A 22,807-nucleotide genomic window follows, 5' to 3' on the forward strand; every position below is an offset into this window, starting at 1 on the left:
CGCCTGCTGTGGTTGCGGCGGCGTCCGCCGCTGCGCCGGCCGAGCGCCGCGAGGAGCGGGTGCGCATGACCCGCCTGCGCCAGACCATCGCGCGCCGGCTGAAGGAAGCCCAGAATACCGCCGCCATGCTGACCACGTTCAACGACGTGGACATGAGCGCGGTGATCGAGGCCCGCGCCAAATACAAGGACATGTTTGAAAAGAAGCACGGCATCCGGCTTGGCTTCATGTCCTTCTTTGCCAAGGCCGTAGTGCTGGCGCTGAAGGATGTGCCGTCGGTGGGCGCCGCCATCGAAGGCGACGAGATCGTCTACAAGGATTATGCCGATCTCGGCATTGCCGTCTCCTCGCCGGGCGGGCTGGTCGTGCCGATCCTGAAGAACGCCCAGGCCAAGAGCTTCGCGCAGATCGAGAAGGACATCGCCGATTTCGGTGACCGCGCGCGCAAGGGCACGCTGAAGATCGACGAGCTGCAGGGCGGCAACTTCACCATCTCCAACGGCGGCGTGTTCGGCTCGCTGCTCTCCACCCCCATCCTCAACCCGCCGCAATCGGGCGTGCTCGGCCTGCACCGCGTGGAGGACCGCCCGGTGGTGAAGAACGACCAGATCGTCATCCGCCCGATGATGTACCTGGCGCTGTCCTACGATCACCGCCTGATCGATGGCCGCGAAGCCGTCACCTTCCTGGTGCGCGTCAAGGAAGCCATCGAGGATCCGGCGCGCCTGCTGATCGACCTATAAGCAAAGAAAGGCCCACCCCATGGCCAATCCTGATTATGATGTCGTCGTTATCGGCGGCGGCCCCGGTGGCTATGTCGCCGCCATCCGCGCTGCCCAGCACGGCCTGAAGGTCGCTTGCGTCGAAAAGCGCGCCAGCCTCGGTGGCACCTGCCTCAATGTCGGCTGCATCCCGTCCAAGGCTTTGCTGAACGGCAGCCATCTCTATGAGGAATTGGCCGGCGGCCATCTCGCCAAGTTCGGCGTGAAGGCCGACAATGTGTCCTTCGATCTGTCCGCGCTGCTCGGTGAGAAGGACAAGGCGGTGAAGGAGCTCACCGGCGGCATCGATCTCTTGTTCAAGAAGAACAAGGTGGAGTGGGTGAAGGGCGAAGCCAGCTTCATCGACGCGAAGTCGATTCTGGTGGGTGACCGCACCATCACTGCCAAGAACTTCATCATCGCCACCGGTTCCGAAGTCGCCCTGCTGCCCGGCATGGTGCCGGATGGCGAGGTGATCGTCACCTCCACCGAGGCGCTGAGCCTGCCAAAGGTGCCGGGCCACCTGGTGGTGATCGGCGGCGGTTATATTGGCCTTGAAATGGGCAGCGTCTGGCGCCGCCTGGGCGCCAAGGTGACGGTGGTGGAATATGCGCCGCGCATCGTGCCGGCGATGGACATCGAAGTGGCTGACGCCTTTGCCCGCATCCTGAAGAAACAGGGCCTGGTGCTGAAGACAGCGACCAAGGTGACCAGTGTCGAGCGCAAGGGTGCTGGCGCGGTCGTCACGGTGGAGCCCGCCGCCGGTGGTGCCGCCGAAACCATCGAGGCCGACGTGGTGCTGCTCTCCATCGGCCGCCGGCCCAACACCGATGGCCTGAACCTGGCCGCCACCGGCCTGGCCGTGGACGCCAAGGGCCGCGTGCCGGTCGATCATCATTTCGCCACAAGCGTCGCGGGCATCTGGGCCATCGGCGATGTGGTGGAAGGCCCGATGCTCGCCCACAAGGCCGAGGACGAGGGCCTGGCCTGTGCCGACAATATCGCCGGCCTCGCCGGTTATGTGAACCATGCCGTCATCCCGGCGGTGGTCTATACCCATCCGGAAGTCGGCACTGTCGGCAAGACCGAGGAGGAACTGAAGGCCGAGGGCGTCGCCTACAAGGCCGGCAAGTTCCTGTTTGCCGCCAACAGCCGCGCCAAGACCAACCGCGACACCGATGGCTTCGTGAAGGTGCTGGCCGACGCGAAGACCGACCGCGTGCTGGGCGTGCACATCATTGGCGCCATGGCCGGCACGATGATTGCGCAGGCGGCGCAGGCGATGGAGTTTGGGGCGTCGTCCGAAGACATCGCGCTGACCTGCCATGCGCATCCGACACATTCGGAGGCGCTGAAAGAGGCGGCGATGGCGGTGACGGGCAAGCCCATCCACATGTAGCACAGCGCGGCCAGCGCGCGTGCCGCGCGCGGACTCGCGCAAGCTCGGCCGGCGACCAAAAAAGGCGGCTCTCCAGCCGCCTTTTTCGTGGGTCGTCCGACGGCGTGGCTCCGCCACGCTCTTCCTTCTTGCCTGCTGCCGGCTCCCAAAACGGACTCGGCGGCTCCGCCGCCGGCCGTGCTCGAGCAACACACCCACTTGTTGCATCTACGCCGCATCGGTTCATGCTCTGCGCCGCGCAGCATCGCGCGATGATCCAGCGGGGCAAGCCAATGATCAACGGCCGCATCGACGTGGTGAAGCCATCCGACATCGCATGGATGGAAATGTTGTTGCCGCAGATCGGCCGGCCTTTCTTCGTCAAGCCGCTGCTCGACGAGCCCGACACCGGCATGAGCCTGTCGATGCTGCGCTATCCGGCCGGCTTCACCAATCCGCACCATACCCATCAATGCGGCCACGGCATTTATGTGCTGGAAGGCACGCTGGTGACGCACCGCGGCGAGTTTGGCCCCGGCACCTTCGTGTGGTTTCCGGAAGGCGAACCGATGCAGCATGGCGCGTCGGGCGATGGCGATATGCTGGGGCTGTTTGTAACCAACAAGCCGTTCAGCATCGATTATGTGAATGAACCGGAAGGACAGCGCCCATGACAGGCCAGGCCGTTTTCGACGCAGGCGACGTCACACTGCAATCCGGCATGGTGCTGCCTGACGTGAAGCTCGTCTATCGCACCCACGGCCAGCTCAACGCCGCGCGCGACAATGCCATTGTCTACCCCACGCACTATATGGGCAACCACGACAGCAATGCCTGGGCGATCGCGCCGGGCCTGGCGCTCGACCCGGAGCGCTATTTCATCATCATCCCCAACATGCTGGGCAATGGGGTGTCATCGTCGCCCAGCAACACGCCGGCGCCGTTTGACGGCCCGCGCTTTCCGCTGGTGACGGTCAGGGACAATGTGCTGCTGCAGCACCGCCTGGTCACCGAAGTCTTTGGCCTCACCACGCTGGCACTGGTCACCGGCCATTCGATGGGGGCGCTGCAGACCTTCCAGTGGGGCGCCCTGTTTCCGGGCATGGTGCAGCGGATCGCGCCCTTTTGCGGGGCGGCGCGGGTGTCGCGGCACAATTGGCTGTTCCTGGAGGGCTGCAAGTCGGCGCTGATGGCCGATGCCAGCTTTGCGGGCGGGGATTATGCGGCGCCGCCGGTCACCGGCATCCGCGCCTTTGCGCATGTCTATGCCGGGTGGGCCTGGTCACAGACGTTTTTCCGGCAAGAGCTGGACCGTGAGAAGCTGGGCATGCCCTCCATGGATGCCTTTCTCACCCTGGCCTGGGAGCCGTTCTTTCAGGCCCATGATGCCAACAATCTGCTGGCGATGCTGGCCACCTGGCAGGCCGCCGACATCAGCGCCGATCCGCGCTTTGACGGGGACTTTGCCAAAGCGCTGGCGGCCATCACCGCGAAGGCCATGGTGATGCCGTGCCAGAGCGATCTCTATTTCCCGCCGGAAGACAGTGCGATCGAGGTTGCCCACATGCCCCAGGCCGAGCTGCGGGTGATCCCGTCGCTGTGGGGCCATATGGCGGGCGGCGGCATGAACCCGGACGACATGGCGTATATCAACGCCGGCCTGACCGACATCTTGGCGCGATAGGCGGGGCGGGGTGATGCCCGCTTGCGTGTTCGCAGCAAAGCGGGTAAACACTGAACCATATGGTTCAGTATAGCGCGCCTGCACTTGATCTTTCGTTCGCCGCCCTGGCGGATGCGACCCGGCGTGGGGTGATCGAGCAACTGGGCCGCGGCGAGGCGTCGATCAGCGATCTGGCCGAACGCTTCCGAATGACACTGACCGGCATGAAGAAGCATGTCGCCGTGCTGGAGCGGGCCGGCCTGGTCGTCACGCGCAAGGTGGGGCGGGTGCGGCGCTGCGCCTTGGGCCAGCGCGGGCTGGCGGCAGAAGCGGCGTGGATCGAGGCGCAGCGGGTGCTGTTCGAAGCGCGCTTTGCGGCGCTGGATAGGGTGTTGAGCGAGATGCAGGGGGAGGACGACAATGGGCACTGAAAGCACCGCCGTGGAGCGGATCGGCGACCGCGAACTGGTCATCACGCGCCTGTTTGCGGCGCCGCGGGCGATGGTGTTCCGCGCCTGGAGCGAGGCCGCACTGTTCCGGCGCTGGTGGGTGCCGGCATCGGTGCCGGGCATGGCGCTGGTGGGATGCGAGATGGATGTGCGGACCGGCGGCCACTATCGCCTGGAATTCCGCTTTGGCGGGGCGGAGACCATGGCCTTCCACGGCAAATATCTCGAGGTGGTGCCGAACGAGCGGATCGTGTGGACCAATGACGAGGATGAGGCCGGCGCAGTGACGACGGTGACGTTTGCGGACCATGGCGACAAGACGCTGGTGCGGTTCCACGAGCTTTATCCGAGCGCCGAGGCGCTGCAGGAGGCGATGCAAGGCAGTGCGGCGGCGCTGCCGGAGCAGTTGGATCAGCTGGGCGCGGTGCTGGCGCAGGGGTGACGCGCCGCGCGCACGCCGCTACAGCCGGGAAATGCTGTCGCCCCGCGCCACCCGCACCGTTCGCTGGCTCCACCTGTGGACCGGCGTGATCGTTGGCCTTCAGATCATCCTGTGGGTGGCGTCCGGCCTGGTCATGGTCGCGCGGCCGCTGGACGAGGTGCGCGGCACCAATCTGCGGCGGGACCTGCCCACGTCGCTGGCGATGCCGGCGCAGCTGCCGACGCTGACCGGCGTCGAAAGGCTGGAACTGGGCCAGTTGCTGGGCAAGCCGGTGTGGAAGCTGACCGACAAGGCCGGCAAGCGCCTGCTGGATGCCGCGACGGGCCAGCCGATCCACATCACCGCCAGAGACGCCGAGGCCATTGCGCGGGGCGGCACGATGATGGACGGCCCGGTGACGGTGACCGCGGTCACCCCCGAGCGCCCGGCCAGCGACTGGCGCGAAACCTCGGGCTGGCGAGTGGAATTCGCCGACGAGCGCCGCGTCTATATCAACAGCCTGGGTGACATCGGCGCGGTTCGCACGCCGTGGTGGCGCTTTTACGATCTGTTCTGGGGCCTGCACATCATGGACTGGACCGAGCGCGAGAACACGCATCACCCGCTGATCATCATCGCCACCTTGCTGTCATTGGGCGTGGTGCTGTCGGGCGCGCTGCTCACCGTCCGGCATTTCTGGCGGCGGTGATGGCGATTACCCCGCCGATTCCGCTCGAGCCGCTGCTGGCGGTGCTGGACATGGCGGGCGTCGCCGTGTTTGCCGTGTCGGGCGCGCTGGCGGCGGCGCGCATCAAGCAGACGATTGTGACCTTCGCCTTCTTCGCCACCGTGACCGGCCTGGGCGGCGGCACGCTGCGCGACATGCTGATCGGCGCGCCAGTGTTCTGGGTGGGGCGATCGGATTATCTCGGCATCTGCCTGGTGGCGGCGGCCGCGGTGTGGATCCTGCGCGCCGATCGCTGGCGGCTCGATTCCCTGCTGTGGTTCGATGCGGTGGGGCTGGGCGCCTACACGGTGCTGGGCGCGGCCAAGGCGCTGAGCCTGGGTGTGCCGCCGCTGCCGGCGGTGGGCATGGGCGTGCTCACCGCCAGTTTCGGCGGCATCGTGCGCGACATTCTGGCCGGCGAGCCTTCGGTGCTGCTGCGCCGCGAAATCTATGTCTCGGCGGCAGCGCTGGGGGCAGGGACGTATGTCGCCCTCACACTGGCCGGGTTGTCGATGTGGCCGGCGGCGATTGCCGGGGCCGCGGCCGGTTTCGGCCTGCGCGCGCTCGCCATTGCTACCGGGCTGAAACTGCCCGGGTATCGCGACGATTGATCAATCGACAAAGCGGGCCGTGGTCTGGCGCTGGCGGTTGACGGTGAGCTGGGTGACGTCGGGGCGCGAATAATGGCCGGCCGGATCGAAATTCTGGCGGGCCCGTCGCACCTCGCGCGGATCGAGCGTGGCGACCAGCAGCGCCTCTCCGGCCGGGGCCGGCGGGATCAGCCAGCTGCCATCCGGGTTGGCGATGCAGGAACCGCCATCGGCGATGACCTCCGGCGCCCGATCCAGCATCGCGGAAACGACATGCCCGGCCGGGACATCGGCGCGGCTCAGCACGCCGGAGACGGAGATCACAAAGCTGCGCCCTTCCTGCGCCAGCACCGGGGTGAGGGCTTCGGTGTTGCGGCGGTTGCCGGGCCAGAGCGCGACATGGCAATCCTCGCCCTGGGCATAGAGCGCGGCGCGCGCCAGCGGCATCCAGTTTTCCCAGCAGTTGAGCGAACCCAGCGTGAACCCGTGCAGCGGATGGACCACGAGGCCGTGGCCGTCGCCGGGTGACCAGGCCAGGCGTTCCTCATAAGTCGGCATCAGCTTGCGGTGCACCGAGGCGATCTGGCCGTCCGCGTTGATGGTGACGGCGCTGCAATAGAGGCTGTGGCCGCTGCGATCGGTCGGCCGTTCGATGATGCCAAGCACCACGGCGATGCCATGCCTGGCAGCGACCGCGCAGACCGGGGCAAGGTGGCCATGCTCGATCGTCACCGCGGCGTCGGCATAGGCGGCGAAAATGTCCTTCTGCAGATCATCATCGAAGCGCGATGCCGCGGTGAGATCGAGCCAGAAGGGATAACCGGGCACCAGCGCCTCGCCGAACACCACGAGCTGACAGCCCTGCACGGCGGCGTCACCGATCCACTGCACCACCTTGGCGATGCCACCGTCCCGGTCGAGCAGCACCGGCGCCATCTGGGCGACCGCAACCTTGAGCATTGTCGCCTCCGTCCGCCTCAGCGCGGCGCTTGCAGCAACCTGGTCGCCAGGCTCTCCGTCGCCTGCGCGGCCGCCGGGCGCGGCGAGCCGGCCATGCTGCATTCGATGCACAGTGCCTGCATGGTGGCGCCCTTGCCAGACGCCAGCCAGCCAAGATCATGAACGGCGGTGAGCAGCCGCAGGCGCGAGGCCTGCACCAGCCGCGCCCAGGGATCACGGGCGGTCATCGCTTGCTCTTCGCTGTTCGAATTGCCGAATTCGGCCAGCGCCTGCTGCCAGGCCGGGATCGGCTTTTCGATATCGACCACCCGGATATCGCCCTTCAGGCCCGCCTTGGCGGCCGCGGCGGCCACGGCGGCGTCGAGTCCGCCGAACTTGTCGACCAGCTTCAGCTTCTGGGCTTCGGTGCCGGCCCACACGCGGCCTTGCGCGATGCGGTCAACTTCGGCCACGGGCAGCTTGCGGGCGGTGGAGACAACGGTGAGGAAGCGGCGGTAGATATCCTCCACCCCCATCTGCAGCACGGTGCGCACCTGCGGCGACAGGCCGGCGACCACATCAGGCTCGCCGCTGAACGGCGTCGTCTTCACGCCGTCACTGGTGATGCCCAGCTGGGTGAGCGCGCGCGGGAAGCTGGGCAGGATGGCAAAGACGCCGATCGAGCCGGTGATGGTGGACGGCTGCGCATAGATCTCGTCAGCCGCAGTGCCCACCCAATAGCCGCCGCTGGCCGCGACCGGACCAAAGCTGGCGACGACGGGCAGGCCCTCGGCCTTGGCCGCCACCAGCGCGGCGCGGATTTCTTCCGACGCGGTGACGGAACCACCACCGGAATCGACCCGCACCACCAGCGCCTTGATGTCGTCATTCTTCGACAGCGCCTCTTCCAGCGCCTGGCGGATGGTGGCGCTGCCGGCGGTGCCGCGCGGCGCTTCGCCATCGACGATATTGCCGGTGACATAGACCACGCCGACCGCATCACCGCGTTCGCCCAGCGTCGGCTTGGTCGCCGACAGATATTTGTCCAGCGTCACGCCGGTGTAGTGGCCCCAGTCGTTGAGCTCATCCTCGCCGACCAGCTTGATCATGGCGGCGTCGAAATCCTCGCGGCTGCCCAGCCGATCGACCAGGCCGGCATCGAGTGCAGCCTTGGCGCCATCGCCACCGAACTTGCCGAGGCGCTGCGGCAGCTGCGCAATGTAAGCCGCGACATCGGCCTTGGGCCGCAGGCGCCTGGCATCGGCCAGCCAGCTGCTCCACAGGCTGGTCGCCAGCGCCTGGTCGGCGGCCTTGGCTTCCGGCGAGGCGCTGGTGCGGGTGAAGGGTTCCACGAACGACTTGTAGGTGCCGACGCGGAAGACGTTCACATCAACCTGCAGCTTTTCCAGCGCCTTGGCGAAATAGAGGCGGCTGCCGCCCGGGCCGGTGAGGATGACGCCGCCCATCGGGTTGAGCCAGATCCGGTTGGCGCCAGCAGCGAGCAGCCAGCTGTCGTCGCTGTAGGCCGTGGCCCAGGCCTCGACCGGCTTGCCCGATTTGCGGAAGCGCGCCAGTGCCTCGTCCACCGTGGCGATATTGGCCTGGCCGCCGCCCATGAAGCCATTCAGATCGAGCACGATGGCCTTGATGCGATCATCGCTGGCGGCGTGATCAATGGCGTGGACAAGATCGCGGACCTGGATTTCCTGCGCGACATTGCCGGACGCGGCATCGAATGCGCTCGATTCCGTCGCCTGATCGACCAGCGCGCCATCCAGCGCCAGCACCAGCGCGGCGCCATTGGGCACATGCGCCGGCTTGGCGGTGGAGAGCAGGGCCGACAGGCCAATGAAGAACAGGGCCAGCAGCGACAGCACCAGGAAATCCTTGATGCCGACAATGATGCGCCAAATGAGGCCAAGCGTTTTCAAGTTGTTGTGCCTTCACGACAGGGGGACTGTTTCGCCATAGCAGGACAGTGGCCCCAGCGGCAACCGGCCGCTGCGCCGCATGGTGGCACAATGTCAGGGCTTGCCGGGTTCGGGCAGGAAATCGAGTTTCTGCACGGCGCTATCGGTGGCCGAACATTCAGCCGGTGTCGGCTGCGGCTTGCCATCCCAGGTGGCCTCCAGCGGCAGGCGGAACTCCCAGCCGCCGGCCTGGTTGCCAATCTGATCAGCCGGCTGCGGGCGGTGCTGCACCTCGGCGGTGAGGCGCAGGCTGGTGCCGCCGGTGGCGCCAACCTGGCGAGCGGCTTCATCGATGCACTGGCGGAAGGCCTTTTCGGCGGCCGGTGGCACCTGGTTGGGTGCGATGTCGATCGTGGCCGGCGGGCGCGCGCTGCCCTGGGTGGCAGCCTCCGCTTCCTTCTTCTTGCCCTTTGACAGCAGCAGTGCCAGCAGGCCGGCAGCGACGGCGGCCCCGGCGATGACGGCACCGGTTGAGCCGCCGCCGCCGCCACCATAGCGGCTCACCTCGAAATCGGCACGGCAGCCATTGTTGACCCAGATATAATTGCGGCCCGTGCCCCAGTTGCCGCCGCGGCAATTGCCGCCCAGCACGCGGCCAAGGCGCACGCCACCGCTGGTATCGGCGCGGCAACGGGCATAGCGATAATTCCAGCTTTCGCAGCGGACGATGGCGCCGCGGCCGCCGTTGTTCCAGCCGTCATTCCAGCCGCCGTTCCAGCCACCATTGTTCCAATTGGACTGGGCGGCCACCGGAGGAGCGAGCGCCGCCATGGCCATGGCGAACATGGCGAAAAGGCCGGCGCTGCGCTGCATGTGAAATCCCCCCGGATCAGCGGTCAGTTGATGTAGAAGGTCGCGCGGCAGCCGCCGTTCACCCAGATGGCGCCGGGCGACCAGCCCCAGCTGCGGCCTTCGATGCAGGTGCCGCCCAGCACGCGGCCGATGCGCACGGCGCGGGCATTGGGGATGGCACAGCGGGCCGGGCGATAATTCCAGCTTTCGCAGTTGATCGATTGATTGAACCCGCCACCGCCACCGGGCGGGTAGTAGCCGCCGCCGCCGGGGCCGCTGCCCCAACCGCCGCCGCCGCCATTGCCCCAGCCCGTTGCGCCCTGCTGCACTTCGAAATCGGCGCGGCAGCCGTTGCGGACATAGAGCGCGCGGCGATCCCAGCGCCAGGTGGCGCCATCGCGGCAATCGCCGGCAATCACGCGCAGCAGCCGTGCATTCCCGATCACGCCGCCGACCGCGCAGCGCTGGTCACGATAATTCCAGCTTTCGCAGCGGATCACTTGCCAGCGTTCATAACCGGGCCGATTGCCATTCCAGTTGGGGTCCCAGCCGCCCACGCCCCAGCCATTGTTGGCATCGATGCGGAACACGGCGCGGCAGCCATTGCGCACGCGGATGGTGCTGCCATCCTGATACCAGGTCTGGCCCTCGATGCACTCGCCGCCGCGCACGCGCAGCAGTTGCACGCGCACCGCGCCCGGCACCGGGCAGGCGGCCTCGCGGTAATTCCAGCTTTCGCAGGTGATCTCGCGCCATTGCTGGGCGGCCGCCGGTGCTGCCGGTACGGCCATGGCCAGACCAAAGCCGGCGGCCAACGTGTTGACGGACAATGCAGACAGCATCAGGCGGCGCATGATCATTTCTCCCCAAGATCAAAACCGGTGGACATGTTGATCATGCCTCGCGCCAAATGGCTTCACGATGAATGGAGCCTGCGAATTTCAACCTGTCAAGCGTCAGAACCCGCCAGAATTTGGACGCTGCTGGCCAATGTTACAGCGCCTTGCCCTGTTGGCCGGCCTGTTCGACCGTGAACTGCCACGCCACCCGGCCCGACCGCGCGCCGCGCCCGGCCGACCAGGCCAGCGCCGCCGCCGGATCAAAGGCCAGGCCATGGGCGCGGGCATAGCCGGCGCAGATCGCCAGATACGTCTCCTGATCGCAGGGATGGAAGCCCAGCCGCAGCCCGAACCGGTCGGCCAGCGCCAGGTGATCATCGGCGGCGTCGCGCGGGTTGATCGCGTCAGTCTCATTCTCCGCCAGGCTGCGCGGCACCAGGTGGCGGCGGTTGCTGGTGACGATCAGGCGGACATGATCGGGCCGCGCCTGCACGCCGCCATCCAGCAAGGATCGCAACGCGTGGACTTCGGCGGCATCGGCGCCCAGCGAGACATCATCGAGGAAGATCAGGAAGGGGCGGTTCACTCCGGCCAAGGTGCTGAACAGCGAAGGCAGGCTGGCCAACGCCGGCAGCATCACCTGCACCAGCGCGACATCATCACCATCGGCCACAAGTTCGGCGACGACGCTGCGCGCCAGGCTGGATTTGCCCATGCCGCGCGCGCCCCACAGCAGCACGTCGTGGGCAGGCAGGCGGCGAGCATGGCGGCGGCTGTTGTCCAGCAACTGGGCGGCCTGCGCCTCCACGCCGTGATACAGCGACAGCGACGTGGTGCGGGCCGGCGGCAGATCAGTGAGGCCGCTCCCATCCCAGCCAAACCAGTGGCCGGCGGCGGGATTGGCCGGGGTGGCCGGTGGCGGCGCCAGCCGGTCGAGAGCGGCGGCGATCCGCGACAGCAGGGCATCGGGCGTTTCCATGGCGCCAGCGATAGCGAAAAGCCGCCGCCGGGGGAACGCCCATCGGTTGCGCCTGTGCGCCCAAGCGGCTAGAGGCTTGCGCCACGCATTCCTGCAGAACCGAAAAGACGGACTCACAGATGTTTGAAACTCCGGCCTATGCCCAAGCGGCGGGCGGCGCCGCAGCGGCAGGCGGCACTGTCGCACTGATCGGCTTCCTGCCCTATCTCGCCATCTTCGCCATCTTCTATTTCCTCATCATCCGCCCGCAGCAGCAGCGCGCCAAGCAGCACCGCGCCATGGTTGATGCGGTGAAGAAGGGCGATGATCTGGTCACCGCCGGCGGCATCATCGGCAAGGCGATCCGCGTCACCGACACCGAGGTGGAGGTGGAAGCCGGCCCCAACGTGCGCTTCACCGTGCTGAAATCGACGCTGGCCGATGTGAAGCCGCGCGGGGTGCCCGCCGCGGCCAACGACAAGAACGCCTGATCCGATGCTCGACTTTCCGAAATGGAAAACTTGGTCGATGTGGCTGACCGTGCTGGTCTGCGCCTTGCTGGCGCTGCCCAACGCGCTGCCGCCCTCGATGCTGGCCAGCATCCCCGACGGCCTGCCCAAGAGCCAGCTCTCGCTCGGCCTCGATCTGCGCGGCGGCTCGCACCTGATGCTGGAAGCGCTGCCGACCGACGTGGAAAAGGCCAAGCTGGAATCGCTGGAAGACACGGTGCGCAGCGAACTGCGCGCGGCCGAAGGTGGCGGCATCGCCTTTGCCGACCTGTCGCTGAGCGGCGGCCGCCTCAGCGTCACCATAAGCGATGCGGCCCGGGTGGACCAGGCCATCGCCATCCTCAACAAGGCGACCGCGCCACTGGGTGTCGGCGCCGCCCGCGAGGTTGACATCAGCCGCGGCAGCCTGCCCGGCCAGGTGGTGCTGGTGCCCACCGATGCCGGCATCAGCGCCGCGGTGGACAGCGCCATGGCGCAGGCGGTTGAAGTCATCCGCAAGCGCATCGACGAGCTCGGCACCCGTGAGCCCACCATCGTGCGCCAGGGCAAGACCCGCATCGTCGTGCAGGTGCCTGGCCTGCAGGACCCGGAAGCGCTGAAGAAACTGCTCGGCAAGACCGCCAAGCTGGAGTTTAAGCTGGTCGATACCGCGGCCGATCCCGAGGAAGTGCAGCAGGGCCGCGCCCCTCCCGGCAGCCAGATTCTGCCGGCACAGGAGGGCGGCCAGGTCGTCGTCAAGCGCCGCGCCATCATCACTGGCGACCAGCTGGTCGACAGCCAGGTCTCGACCGATCAGAACGGCGCGCCGGCGGTCTCGTTCCGCTTTGATTCAACCGGCGGCCGGCGCTTTGCCCAGGCCACCACGGAAAATGTCGGCAAGCCATTCGCCATCATCCTTGATGGCACGGTGATCTCGGCGCCCAACATCAATGAGCCGATTTTGGGCGGCAACGGCATCATCATGGGCAATTACACCGTGCAGTCCGCCAACGAGCTGGCCATCCTGCTGCGCTCCGGCAAGCTGCCGGTGGAGCTGAAGGTGGTGGAAGAGCGCACGGTCGGCCCCGATCTGGGCGCGGACTCGATCCGTGCCGGCGCCATTGCCTCGGCGGTGGCGGTGCTCGCCGTCTCGCTGCTGATGGTGCTCTGCTATGGCCGCTTCGGCGTGTTTGCCGTGGCCGCGCTGGCGATCAACGTCGTCATGATCCTCGGCATCATGTCGGCCGCCGGCTTCACGCTGACGCTCCCCGGCATCGCCGGCATGGTGTTGACCATCGGCGCCGCGGTGGATGCCAACGTGCTGATCAACGAACGTATCCGCGAAGAGCAGCGCAAGGGCAGGGGCGTCATCACCAGCGTGGAGACCGGCTTCAAGGAAGCCACCCGCACCATCTGGGATGCCAACAGCCTCAACATCATCGTGGCCATCATCATGTTCCTGTTTGGCTCCGGCCCGATCAAGGGCTTTGCCGTCGTGCTGTCGATCGGCATTGCCACCTCGGTGTTCACCGCCGTGACCATCGTGCGCTGGATGGCGGCGCGCTGGCTGTCGTCGGCGCGTCCGGCCACCTTGAGCATCTGAGGAAACACCCATGCCGCTCAAGCTTGTTCCCGACAACACTAACATCGGCTTCGTCAAACTCCGCTTCATCGCCTTTGGGCTGACGCTGCTGCTCACCATCGGCGCGGCCGGCCTGCTGGCGGTGCGCGGCCTCAACCTGGGTGTCGACTTCGTCGGCGGCCTCACCATGCAGGTGGAGTTCGCCCAGGCGCCGCCGCTCGACGCGCTGCGCGGCCGGGTGAATGCCGTGGGCGTGGGCGAATCCGCGCTGCAGGAGTTCGGCAACGACCGGACCATCCTGATCAGGCTGCCGCTGCCGGAAGGCGACCAGGCCGCCGTGCAGCGCGTCGTTGCCAAGGTGCGCACGGCGCTGGAGAAGGATTATCAGGGGGTGAAGTTCGCCCGCGTCGAAAGCGTGTCGGGCAAGGTCTCCAACGAACTGATCAATGATGGGCTTTGGGCCGTCGGCCTGTCGATGCTGTTCGTGGCGCTGTTCACCTGGTTCCGCTTCGAATGGTATTTCGGCGTCTCGACCGTGGTGGCGCTGGTGCACGACGTGGTGGTGACGATGGGCTTCTTCGCGCTCACCCAGCTCGAATTCGATCTCAACATCGTCGCCGCCGTGCTGACCATCATCGGCTATTCGCTGAACGACAAGGTGGTGATCGACGACCGTATCCGCGAGAATCTGCGCAAATATCGCCAGATGGACATCAAGGGCATCATCGATCTATCGGTCAACGAGACGCTGCCGCGGACGGTGATGACCTCGGTGACGCTGCTCGCCGCGCTGCTGGCGCTGCTGTTCCTCGGCCCGGAAGTGATCTTCGGCTTCACTGCCGCCATGGTTCTGGGCATCATCGTCGGCACCTATTCGTCGATCTTCGTGTCTTCCTCATTGCTTATCAGCCTGGGCGTGAAGCCGCGGGCAGCGGCCGCAGAGGACAAGCGGGCCAAGGGCGCCGAACGCATCGGCTGACGCCTTCTGCGCACACAAAAAGGCCGGCGGTCCCCATCAGGATCGCCGGCCTTTTTGTGTTCAAACCGCCCCTCGGCTAAACCGGCGCGCCGCACGGTCCGAAGGCCATGCACCATTGGCTGAGCAGGCCCATCACGATGGCGCCAGCAAGCCAGACGGCCCGCGTGCGGGCGGTGAGTTCGATATGCATCGCCATCACTCCGCTGCGACGGCCACGGCGGACAGGCCGATCCGCGCCTTGGCGGCGTTGTATTCACGCACCAGCTTGGCGACATACTCGCCGGCCGACAACACCTCCTTGACCGCGCCAATGCCCTGGCCGCAGCCCCAGATGTCCTTCCAGGCCTTGGCGTCGGTGTTGCCGCCGCTGCCAAAGTTCATCGCCGACGGATCGCTGGTCGGCAGATTGTCCGGGTCCATGCCGGCGGCCACAATCGATGGGCGCAGATAATTGCCGTGCACGCCGGTGAACAGGTTGGAATAGACGATGTCCGACGAGGCGCTTGTCGTGATCATCTGCTTGTAGCCTTCGGCGGCGCGGGCTTCCTTGGTCGCAATGAAGGCGCTGCCGATATAGCCGAAATCGGCGCCCATCGCCTGCGCGGCCAGCACCGCATCGCCGGTGGCGATCGAGCCGGACAGCGCCAGCGGGCCATCGAACCATTCGCGGATCTCCTGGATCAGCGCGAACGGGCTGGTGGTGCCGGCATGACCGCCCGCGCCGGCCGCCACCGCGATCAGGCCATCGGCGCCCTTTTCCACGGCCTTCTTCGCAAACTTGTTGTTGATGATGTCGTGCATCACGATGCCGCCATAGCTGTGGATGGCTTCGTTCACGTCCTCACGCGCGCCCAGCGAGGTGATGATCATCGGGACCTTGTACTTCACGCACAGTTCCAGATCGGCCATCAGCCTGTCGTTGGACTTGTGGACGATGAGGTTCACCGCATAGGGCGCATCATTGGGGCCGAGTTCGCTATTGAGGCGCTGCAGCCATTCCTCGAACTGTTCGATCGGACGGGCGTTGAGGCTGGGGAAGCTGCCGATGACGCCGGCCTTGCACTGGGCGATGACCAGTTCCGGCACCGAGATGATGAACAACGGTGAGCCAATCACCGGGATCGACAGGCGGTTGGCCCAAGCAGCAGGAATGGACACGGCAAATTCTCCCCAAAGGACAGGGAGCAAGACTTAGCCTTCGCTGCCCCAGATTGCCACCTGATCCTCGTCACAGGCTGTGGCGCGGCCGCGGAACATGCCGGGCGTCGAGAACACCCAGCCCGGCATGCCATCACTGCCGATGAAGATGATGCCGCCGGTGCCGCCCAATGCATTCACATCGGCCAGCGCGCGTTCTGCCGCCTGTGCCGGCGACAGCCCGGCCAGCCGCACCAGTGCGCCCATCTCGTGGCCGACCCCGGCGCGGATGAAGCCCTCACCGGAACCGGTGCAGGAGAGGGCAACGCTTCGGTCATCAGCGAGCGTGCCGGCTCCGATCAGCGGTGAATCGCCGATGCGGCCCCAGCGCTTGCCGGTCAGCCCGCCGGTCGAGGTGGCGGCGGCCAGATGGCCGTGCGCATCGCGCGCCACGGCGCCGACCGTGCCATATTTCAGATCGGCGTCGAACAATTCCTCGCCGCGCGCTGCGGCCGCCTTCATCATCTGCAGCGCCTGCCAGCGGCTTTCGACGCGGAACCAGCCGGGTTCGACCTGGGGCAGGCCCTGTTCCAGCGCAAACACGTCGGCACCGTCGCGGGCCAGCAGCACGTGGGGGCTGCGCTGCATCACGGCGCGCGCCAGTTGCACCGGGTTGCGGGTGCGGGTGACGCCGGCCACCGCACCGGCCTTGCGGCTTGCGCCGTCCATGACGGCGGCGTCCAACTCGGTGCGGCCTTCGGCGGTGAACACGGCGCCGCGGCCAGCGTTGAACAGCGGATGGTCTTCCAACACGCTCACCGCGGCGACCACGGCATCGACGGCGCTGCCACCATCGCTCAGCACGGCCTTGCCGGCGGCCAGTGCAGCCGACAGACCGGCACGGCATTCGGCTTCCGGGCCGGGCAGGGTTTCGGGTGACAACTGCCCACACCCGCCATGGACGACCAACGACCAGGCGGGGGGATTTTTCATCGCGGATCCGTGGGGGATGGTAGCAGCGGGCAGATTTGAACTGCCGACCTCCGGGTTATGAATCCGGCGCTCTCACCAACTGAGCTACGCTGCCACATGGCGTTTTGGAGGCGCTGCTATACGGGCGGCTCCGTGACGGGTCAACCAGCTTTCAGAAGTTGTAGACCAGCGTGGCCCGCGTCACCGTATCGGTGTTTTCGCGGCCGGCCGGCGGGTTGCTTTCGTTGTTCACCTGGTAGGACATGCGCGCCGAAAGCCGGCCGTTGAGCCGCGCCGTCAATTGCGACAGCGACAGGAACGAGCTGTTGCGCTGGTCGCTGGTGTAGGTCGCGGTTTCGGTGAGGCTGATGGCCGGCGTGATCACCCATTTCGCGTTCAGCGCCGCGCGTGCCGCCAGTTCGGACTGGCTGGTGCCAGTGGTGAGCATCGTCTGCCGCAGCGCCGGCCCGCCATCGAGTGCGAGGGTGACGCGCTTGCCGTCGATCAGCCGATAGCCCAGGCCCAGCGCCTCGGTGAAACGGCTCGTGAAGCCGGAGAACCGGTCCTTCTCGAAGCTCAGCGCCAGCACCGCAAAGCCGCGCGGGCTGAACTTCCAATTGCCTTCATAGCCGGTGAAATAGCGCTCACGCGAGGTGACGCCCTGATCCTCCTGGTAATCAACCTGGCCGCGAAACGCGTGTTTCCAGTGCCGTGTTTCCTTGGCGATGTTGATGCCGATGGCAAGGCCACGGTTGTTGGTGTTGCCGGTGGAGATGAAGCCGCCCACTTCGCCGTTGCCGGTCCAGCCATCGAGCGCGCCTTGCGCCGCCAACCGCTCCTCGCGGGCCTTCGCCGCCGCCGCGTTGATGGCAGCCAACCTGGCGTCGATTTCGGCGACGCTGGCCGGATTGGTCTTCCTGGCAATCTCGGCCACCACGCGCAGCTGGTCGGGATTGGCCGCCGCAGCGTCGATCATCGCGGCGACCGGCGGCGGGATCGGATCGGCCAGGGCCGGCACAGCGAGAAGGGCGAGGAGGGCGAAGGCAGCGCGCATCATGCCCCTGTTTGTGGCGGGCGCCGTGGCGGCCGGTCAACCGGCAGCATCCGTATTCATGAGGGCTGGCGATGCGCAAAAATCCGGGGCAAAGGACGGGCATGACGCTTTCTGCCGACATCAAGCCGATTCCACTGTCATTGGTCCAAACCGATCTGGCCGCGGCCGCCGCCGGCTTTGGCGACGCCTTTGCCCGCACCGGCTTTGCCGTGGTGTCCGATCACGGCATCGATCAGGGCCTGATCGATCGCGCCAATGCCGCCACCAGGGCGTTCTTTGCGCTGCCGGAAGAGGTGAAGCGCCGTTATGTCGTGCCTGGCGGCGGCGGCCAGCGCGGGCTGACGCCGTTCGGGGTGGAGGCCGCCAAGGGCCACGCCAAGGCTGATCTCAAGGAATTCTGGCACGTCGGCCGCGAGCTGCCGGACGGGCACGCTCACGCCGCTGTGATGCCGCCCAATCTGTGGCCCAGCGAGATCCCGGAGTTTCGCGACGCGGTGGGCGCGCTGTTCGACGCGCTCGACAAGACCGGCGCCACGCTGCTGCGCGCCATCGCCGTGCATCTGGGGCTGGACGCGGATTTTTTCGCCGATCCGGTGCGTGACGGCAATTCGATCCTGCGCCTGCTGCATTATCCGCCAGTCCCGCCCGAGACGGCGGGCGCCATCCGCGCCGGCGCGCACGAGGATATCAATGTCATCACCCTGCTGCTGGGGGCGGAGGAAGCCGGGCTGCAGTTGCTCGACAAGCATGGCGAATGGCGCTTCATCGATGCGCCGCCGGGCAGCCTGGTTTGCAACATCGGCGACATGCTGCAACGGCTGACCGGGCATCGGCTGCCGTCCACCACGCACCGAGTGGTCAATCCGGCGCCGGAACGCATGGGCGTGGCGCGCTATTCAACGCCCTTCTTCCTGCATTTCCGCCCGGATTATCTGATCAGGGCGCTGCCTGGCGGTCCGAAAGAGGAGCCGCCGATCACCGCGCATGATTATCTGATGGAACGGCTGCGCGATATCAAATTGCTGTAACATCAGCGGGGCAGGGGGTTATCCATGATGATGCGCACATTCTTGATGGCGGCCATGCTCGCCAGCTCTGCCACCGCCGCTCCGGTACTCGACAGCCCGGTGAAGGATGATTGGTGGCAGGGCGGCCGAGCCGCCCTGCAGGCCCGGCTGGCTGTGGTCAACCGGCCGAAGCGGGCGAAGAATGTCATCCTGCTGATCGGCGATGGCATGGGTGTGACCACCATCACCGCCGCGCGCATCTTTGATGGACAGCACCCGATCGATGGCCGCGCGCCGGCGTCGGGCGAAGAGAATAATCTGGCCTGGGACCGGATGACCAACACGGCGCTGGTCAAGACCTACAACAGCAACGCCCAGGTGCCGGACAGCGCCGGCACCGCCAGCAGCTTCAACACCGGTGTGAAGACCCGCATCGGCGTCATCAATTTCGGCGCCAATCAAGGGGCTGAGGCCTGCAAGACGCCGGAAAAACTGCCGCGCACTTTTGCCGAGATCGCCCGCGCCCACGGCATGGGCCTGGGCATCGTCACCACCACGCGCATCACCCACGCCACCCCGGCCGCGGTCTATGGCCATGTGCCCAACCGCAACTGGGAAGGGGCAGACAAGGCCTATCCGGCGGCCGATCGCGCTTCGGGTTGCCCTGATCTGGCGGCGCAGCTGGTCGGTTTCAAGGGCGGTTTCGATGTGGCGCTGGGCGGCGGTTCGGCGCGCTTCCTGCCGGCCGGCAAGGGCGGCATGCGCGATGATGGCCGCAATCTGGTGGATGAATGGGTGAAGGCCTGGCCGCAGGGCAAATTTGTTGCTGATGCCAAGGGCCTGCGCGCGCTCAACAGCCGCGACACGGCGCCGGTGCTGGGCCTGTTCAACCCGGATCACATCAGCTTCGAAGTCGATCGCAAGGACGATGCCGAGCCCGGCCTCCCGGAAATGGCGGGCTTTGCGCTGGCCAAGCTGCAGGCGGTGAGCAAGGCCAGCGGCAAGGGCTATTATCTGATGATCGAAGGCGGGCGCATCGATCACGCCCACCACGGGAGCAATCCCTATCGGGCGCTGAAGGAAGCGCAGATGTTCAGCGCCACCGTGGCCGAAGTGCTGAAGCGCGTGAACCTGAATGACACTTTGGTGCTGGTCACCGCCGATCACAGCCATGTGCTGACGATGGCCGGCTATCCGGAGCGCGGCAACGACATACTGGGCTATATCAAGCCGCCGGCGAGTGGCGGGGAAGGCGATGGCGGGCTGAGCCCCGAAGGCTATGCGCTGGATGATCGCGGCCAGCCGATGACGACGCTGAGCTATGCCAATGGGCCGTTCGTTTCGCGCGGCCTGTCCCGCACCTTGCCGCCCACTGATCCCAATTATCTCGCCAACAAGACCTATGGCACCGCGTCGGAAAGCCACGGCGGCGAGGATGTGGCGCTGTTTGCCGAGGGTCCACGCGCTGACCTGGTGCGCGGCGTGATGGAGCAGAACGTCATCTTCCACATCATGGCGGAAGCGCTTGGCTGGCGTTGAGCCAGCCAATAGCAACAGACGTGCTGGCGTTAAAGGTCAGCCCACCAGCCACCAACCCACCAGCCCGCCGCTGGCGATTCCGAGGATCATGCCGAGCAACCACCGTGACCGCTTCAGGCGCGATGTCGGGGACTGGGCATGAACGAGATGCGGTGTGTTGGGCATGTCGTTCTGGCTTGCTTTAAATCATCTTTAACCTTTGTTGCAATTTTCGTGCCAGTAACGGAAGCCACCGCAAGCCGCTGAAAAGGCGCGACAGGCGTCCGGTACCGTTTTTCAGCCTGTAAAGCCCACCGACAGTTCGGCGTAGGTGGCGCCAACGAACGAGAGACCATCGGGCGGCGCATTGACGCCCAGCGCGTCACGGTCGCGGGCGGCCAGGGCGGCGGCCAGATCATCGGCGCCCCACTTGCCTTCGCCGACCAGTTTCAGGCAGCCGACCATCGATCGCACCTGGTGGTGGAGGAAACTGCGCGCGGCTGCAAAGATATGCACTTCGTCTTCAATGCGCGTCACATCGAGCCTGTCCAGCGTCCGCAGCGGCGAATTGGCCTGGCATTGGGCGGAGCGGAAGGTGGTGAAATCATGCCGGCCAACCAGGACTTGCGCGGCGCTGTGCATGGCCTCGGCATCCAGTGCCACCGGCACCCGCCATGCCAGCCCGGCATCGAAGGTGAGCGGTGCGCGGCGGTTGATGATGCGATAGCGATAGCGCCGCCCGGTGCAATCGAAACGCGCGTGCCAGCCGGGGGCCTCGGCACAGGCCAGGATGGCGACGGGCTGCGGCTTCAGCCGGGCGTTGATCGCCTCCATCAGCCGGAACGGGGTGATGGCCTTCTCGATATCGACATGCGCCGGCATGGCGCGGGCATGGACCCCGGCATCAGTGCGGCCCGAGGCGATGACCTCGACAGCCTCGCCGGTGACGCTCAGGATCGCGTCCTCGATGGCGGCCTGCACCGACGGGCCATGGCCCTGGCGCTGCCAGCCCATGAACGGCCGGCCATCATATTCCACCGTGAAGCGGAAGCGTGTCACGAAACCGGTGTGCCGGCCGGCACGCGCCAGCCGTTGAGCAGCGCCTTGACCGGCATGGCCGGCTTGCCGGCGCGCTGGACCAGCGTGGGGCGCAGGATACCATCGCCCGTGCCGATGCCGAGCCGGTCATCCACGGTGACGCCCGGTGCAGCGCCGCCCGGTTCCACGCTGGCGGCAAGGATCTTCACCCGTTCGCCGCCAATCTCAGCCCACGCCCCAGGCGCCGGGTTGAAGCCGCGCACCTGCCGTTCCAGCTCGGCGGCAGGCAGGCTGGTATCCAGATGCGCTTCGGCCTTGTCGATGCGCGGCGCCAGCGTCACCCCGGCTTCGGGTTGCGGCACGGCCGGGCGGGGGTTGGCCAGCACGTCGAGCAGCAGATCCGCGCCCAGTGTCGCCAGCTCGGCGAACAGCTCACCGCTGGTCTTGCCGTCGATGGGCGTTTCGACCTTTGCCAGCATCGGGCCAGTGTCGAGCCCTTCTTCCATCTGCATGATGGTGACGCCGGTGACGGCATCGCCGGCGAGCACCGCCCGCTGGATCGGCGCCGCCCCACGCCAGCGCGGCAGCAGCGAACCGTGGATATTGAGGCAGCCCAGACGCGGTGCATCCAGAATAGCGCGCGGCAGGATCAGGCCATAGGCGGCGACCACGGCGACATCACAATCCTGCGCAACGGCAAGGAACTCTGCCACGGCTGCCGGATCGCGGAAGGTGCGCGGGGTGAAGACGGGGATGCCCAGCGCGTCGGCGCGGGCGTGCACCGGGCTCATCTGCAACTGCTTGCCGCGCCCGGCCGGCTTTGGCGCGCGGGTGTAGACAGCGATGATCTCGTGCCCGGCCGCCACCAGCGCATCGAGCGCCGGCACCGCGAAAAAAGGCGTGCCCATGTGGATGATCCGCATGGACACGCCTGTTATCGGCTTGCGCCGCTGTGGGGAAGGGGCCTTTAGCGGCTCATCACCACGGTCACGGCGCGGCGGTTCTGCGCCCAGGCGGCTTCGTCGCTGCCATCAACCGCCGGCTTTTCTTTGCCATAGGAAATGGTGGTGAGCCGGGCGACATCGATGCCCTGGCTGGCCAGGAAGTTCTTCGCCGAATTGGCGCGGCGATCACCCAGCGCGAGGTTGTATTCGCGGGTGCCGCGTTCGTCGCAATGGCCTTCCAGCGTCACGCGCACCGACGGGTTGGCGCGCAGCCAGGCGGCCTGGCGGGTCAGCGTGGCGCGGGCATCGGGATCGAGTTCATAGCTGTCATAGGCAAACAGCACCGTGTCGGTACCGGCCTTGTCGCGCAGGTCTTCCTGGCTGCCGGGGATGATGCTGTTGGCGACGCCTGGCGTGGTGTCACCCTGGATCGGGATCGATGGTTGCGCCGCTTCCGGGCGGGCGGTGGCAGGCGGGGCTTCCAGTTCCACCTTCTTCTTGGCGCCGCAGGCGGCAAGGGTGAGGGCGAGCGTGGCCATCAGGGTGAACTTGGGCAGGTGGCGGGTCATTGGGGGGCTCCTTTCCATCTGGCGTCTGTGAT

The 22,807-nt window shown here is 66.7% G+C and carries 24 protein-coding genes and 1 tRNA gene; 13 read left to right on the forward strand and 12 right to left on the reverse strand.

What is annotated here, in order from left to right:
• From sucB to GJ693_RS04105, 8 genes are all read left to right on the forward strand, one after another.
• On the forward strand, positions 1-743 hold a 743-nt coding region (gene sucB, locus GJ693_RS04070; RefSeq protein WP_156255056.1), incomplete at its 5' end, for a dihydrolipoyllysine-residue succinyltransferase.
• Positions 744-762: 19 nt separating this feature from the next.
• A complete protein-coding gene (gene lpdA / locus GJ693_RS04075; protein WP_156255057.1) occupies positions 763-2,160 on the forward strand; it encodes a dihydrolipoyl dehydrogenase in 1,398 nt (465 codons plus the stop codon).
• A gap of 272 nt (positions 2,161-2,432) precedes the next feature.
• Positions 2,433-2,813 (forward strand): cupin domain-containing protein, encoded by a 381-nt coding sequence (locus tag GJ693_RS04080; RefSeq protein ID WP_156255058.1) that lies wholly within the window; start codon positions 2,433-2,435, stop codon positions 2,811-2,813.
• Complete coding sequence (locus GJ693_RS04085; protein WP_156255059.1) at positions 2,810-3,823, forward strand: alpha/beta fold hydrolase; 1,014 nt, start codon at positions 2,810-2,812, stop codon at positions 3,821-3,823. The genes GJ693_RS04080 and GJ693_RS04085 overlap by 4 nt, the downstream gene beginning before the upstream one ends.
• A 59-nt stretch (positions 3,824-3,882) precedes the next feature.
• The gene (locus tag GJ693_RS04090) at positions 3,883-4,233 is read left to right on the forward strand and encodes an ArsR/SmtB family transcription factor (protein WP_156255060.1); all 351 of its coding nucleotides are present in this window, start codon (positions 3,883-3,885) and stop codon (positions 4,231-4,233) included.
• Positions 4,223-4,693 carry an SRPBCC domain-containing protein gene (locus GJ693_RS04095; protein WP_156255061.1) on the forward strand — a complete coding sequence of 157 codons (471 nt, stop codon included), beginning with the start codon at positions 4,223-4,225 and terminating at the stop codon, positions 4,691-4,693. The genes GJ693_RS04090 and GJ693_RS04095 overlap by 11 nt, the downstream gene beginning before the upstream one ends.
• A gap of 31 nt (positions 4,694-4,724) precedes the next feature.
• Positions 4,725-5,381 carry a PepSY domain-containing protein gene (locus GJ693_RS04100; RefSeq protein ID WP_156255062.1) on the forward strand — a complete coding sequence of 219 codons (657 nt, stop codon included), beginning with the start codon at positions 4,725-4,727 and terminating at the stop codon, positions 5,379-5,381.
• The gene (locus tag GJ693_RS04105) at positions 5,381-6,010 is read left to right on the forward strand and encodes a trimeric intracellular cation channel family protein (protein WP_156255063.1); all 630 of its coding nucleotides are present in this window, start codon (positions 5,381-5,383) and stop codon (positions 6,008-6,010) included. Before GJ693_RS04100 ends, GJ693_RS04105 begins: the two co-directional genes overlap by 1 nt.
• Here the strand turns inward: GJ693_RS04105 and GJ693_RS04110 are convergent, their stop codons facing one another.
• The 5 genes from GJ693_RS04110 to GJ693_RS04130 form a co-directional block, all read right to left on the reverse strand.
• Complete coding sequence (locus GJ693_RS04110; RefSeq protein ID WP_156255064.1) at positions 6,011-6,949, reverse strand: carbon-nitrogen hydrolase family protein; 939 nt, start codon at positions 6,947-6,949, stop codon at positions 6,011-6,013.
• Between the two features lie 17 nt (positions 6,950-6,966).
• On the reverse strand, positions 6,967-8,859 hold the full coding sequence (gene sppA, locus GJ693_RS04115) for a signal peptide peptidase SppA (RefSeq protein WP_156255065.1): 1,893 nt from the start codon (positions 8,857-8,859) through the stop codon (positions 6,967-6,969).
• A gap of 93 nt (positions 8,860-8,952) precedes the next feature.
• Entirely contained in the window at positions 8,953-9,711 is a 759-nt protein-coding gene (locus GJ693_RS04120; protein WP_156255066.1) for a DUF3011 domain-containing protein, read from the reverse strand.
• 23 nt (positions 9,712-9,734) lie between these two features.
• Positions 9,735-10,544, reverse strand: a complete 810-nt coding sequence (locus GJ693_RS04125; RefSeq protein WP_156255067.1) for a DUF3011 domain-containing protein — start codon at positions 10,542-10,544, stop codon at positions 9,735-9,737.
• A 139-nt stretch (positions 10,545-10,683) separates the two neighbouring features.
• Positions 10,684-11,508 (reverse strand): DUF815 domain-containing protein, encoded by an 825-nt coding sequence (locus GJ693_RS04130; RefSeq protein ID WP_156255068.1) that lies wholly within the window; start codon positions 11,506-11,508, stop codon positions 10,684-10,686.
• A gap of 119 nt (positions 11,509-11,627) precedes the next feature.
• Between GJ693_RS04130 and yajC the strand changes: the two genes are divergently transcribed.
• From yajC to secF, 3 genes are read left to right on the forward strand one after another with little or no spacing between them, the layout of a single operon-like run.
• On the forward strand, positions 11,628-11,978 hold the full coding sequence (gene yajC, locus GJ693_RS04135; RefSeq protein WP_156255069.1) for a preprotein translocase subunit YajC: 351 nt from the start codon (positions 11,628-11,630) through the stop codon (positions 11,976-11,978).
• Positions 11,979-11,982: 4 nt separating this feature from the next.
• Positions 11,983-13,578: a protein translocase subunit SecD gene (gene secD, locus GJ693_RS04140; RefSeq protein WP_156255070.1), complete on the forward strand. Its 1,596-nt coding sequence runs from the start codon at positions 11,983-11,985 to the stop codon at positions 13,576-13,578.
• A gap of 10 nt (positions 13,579-13,588) precedes the next feature.
• Positions 13,589-14,536: a protein translocase subunit SecF gene (gene secF, locus GJ693_RS04145; protein WP_156255071.1), complete on the forward strand. Its 948-nt coding sequence runs from the start codon at positions 13,589-13,591 to the stop codon at positions 14,534-14,536.
• A 195-nt stretch (positions 14,537-14,731) separates the two neighbouring features.
• Here secF and GJ693_RS04150 read toward each other — a convergent pair whose 3' ends face one another.
• The 4 genes from GJ693_RS04150 to GJ693_RS04165 form a co-directional block, all read right to left on the reverse strand.
• On the reverse strand, positions 14,732-15,694 hold the full coding sequence (locus GJ693_RS04150) for an NAD(P)H-dependent flavin oxidoreductase (protein WP_156255072.1): 963 nt from the start codon (positions 15,692-15,694) through the stop codon (positions 14,732-14,734).
• A 33-nt stretch (positions 15,695-15,727) separates the two neighbouring features.
• Positions 15,728-16,666: an isoaspartyl peptidase/L-asparaginase family protein gene (locus GJ693_RS04155; RefSeq protein ID WP_156255073.1), complete on the reverse strand. Its 939-nt coding sequence runs from the start codon at positions 16,664-16,666 to the stop codon at positions 15,728-15,730.
• A gap of 17 nt (positions 16,667-16,683) precedes the next feature.
• Positions 16,684-16,760: transfer RNA gene (locus tag GJ693_RS04160), tRNA-Met, on the reverse strand.
• A gap of 57 nt (positions 16,761-16,817) precedes the next feature.
• Positions 16,818-17,702, reverse strand: a complete 885-nt coding sequence (locus tag GJ693_RS04165) for a DUF481 domain-containing protein (RefSeq protein WP_156255074.1) — start codon at positions 17,700-17,702, stop codon at positions 16,818-16,820.
• A gap of 98 nt (positions 17,703-17,800) precedes the next feature.
• On the opposite strand from GJ693_RS04165, the gene GJ693_RS04170 reads away from it, so the two are divergent.
• A complete protein-coding gene (locus GJ693_RS04170) occupies positions 17,801-18,727 on the forward strand; it encodes an isopenicillin N synthase family dioxygenase (protein WP_156255075.1) in 927 nt (308 codons plus the stop codon).
• 54 nt (positions 18,728-18,781) lie between these two features.
• Entirely contained in the window at positions 18,782-20,245 is a 1,464-nt protein-coding gene (locus tag GJ693_RS04175; protein ID WP_235902620.1) for an alkaline phosphatase, read from the forward strand.
• 276 nt (positions 20,246-20,521) lie between these two features.
• Here GJ693_RS04175 and truA read toward each other — a convergent pair whose 3' ends face one another.
• Genes truA through pal form a run of 3 tightly spaced genes read right to left on the reverse strand, consistent with a single transcriptional unit; the run spans position 20,522 to position 22,775 of the window.
• The gene (gene truA, locus GJ693_RS04180; protein ID WP_156255077.1) at positions 20,522-21,283 is read right to left on the reverse strand and encodes a tRNA pseudouridine(38-40) synthase TruA; all 762 of its coding nucleotides are present in this window, start codon (positions 21,281-21,283) and stop codon (positions 20,522-20,524) included.
• Positions 21,280-22,185: a methionyl-tRNA formyltransferase gene (gene fmt, locus GJ693_RS04185; protein WP_156255078.1), complete on the reverse strand. Its 906-nt coding sequence runs from the start codon at positions 22,183-22,185 to the stop codon at positions 21,280-21,282. The genes truA and fmt overlap by 4 nt, the downstream gene beginning before the upstream one ends.
• Positions 22,186-22,229: 44 nt before the next feature.
• Complete coding sequence (pal, locus tag GJ693_RS04190) at positions 22,230-22,775, reverse strand: peptidoglycan-associated lipoprotein Pal (protein ID WP_156255079.1); 546 nt, start codon at positions 22,773-22,775, stop codon at positions 22,230-22,232.
• Positions 22,776-22,807 lie beyond the last annotated feature (32 nt).

The organism is Sandarakinorhabdus oryzae, assembly GCF_009733735.1.
Classification (GTDB): Bacteria; Pseudomonadota; Alphaproteobacteria; order Sphingomonadales; family Sphingomonadaceae; genus Sandarakinorhabdus; species Sandarakinorhabdus oryzae.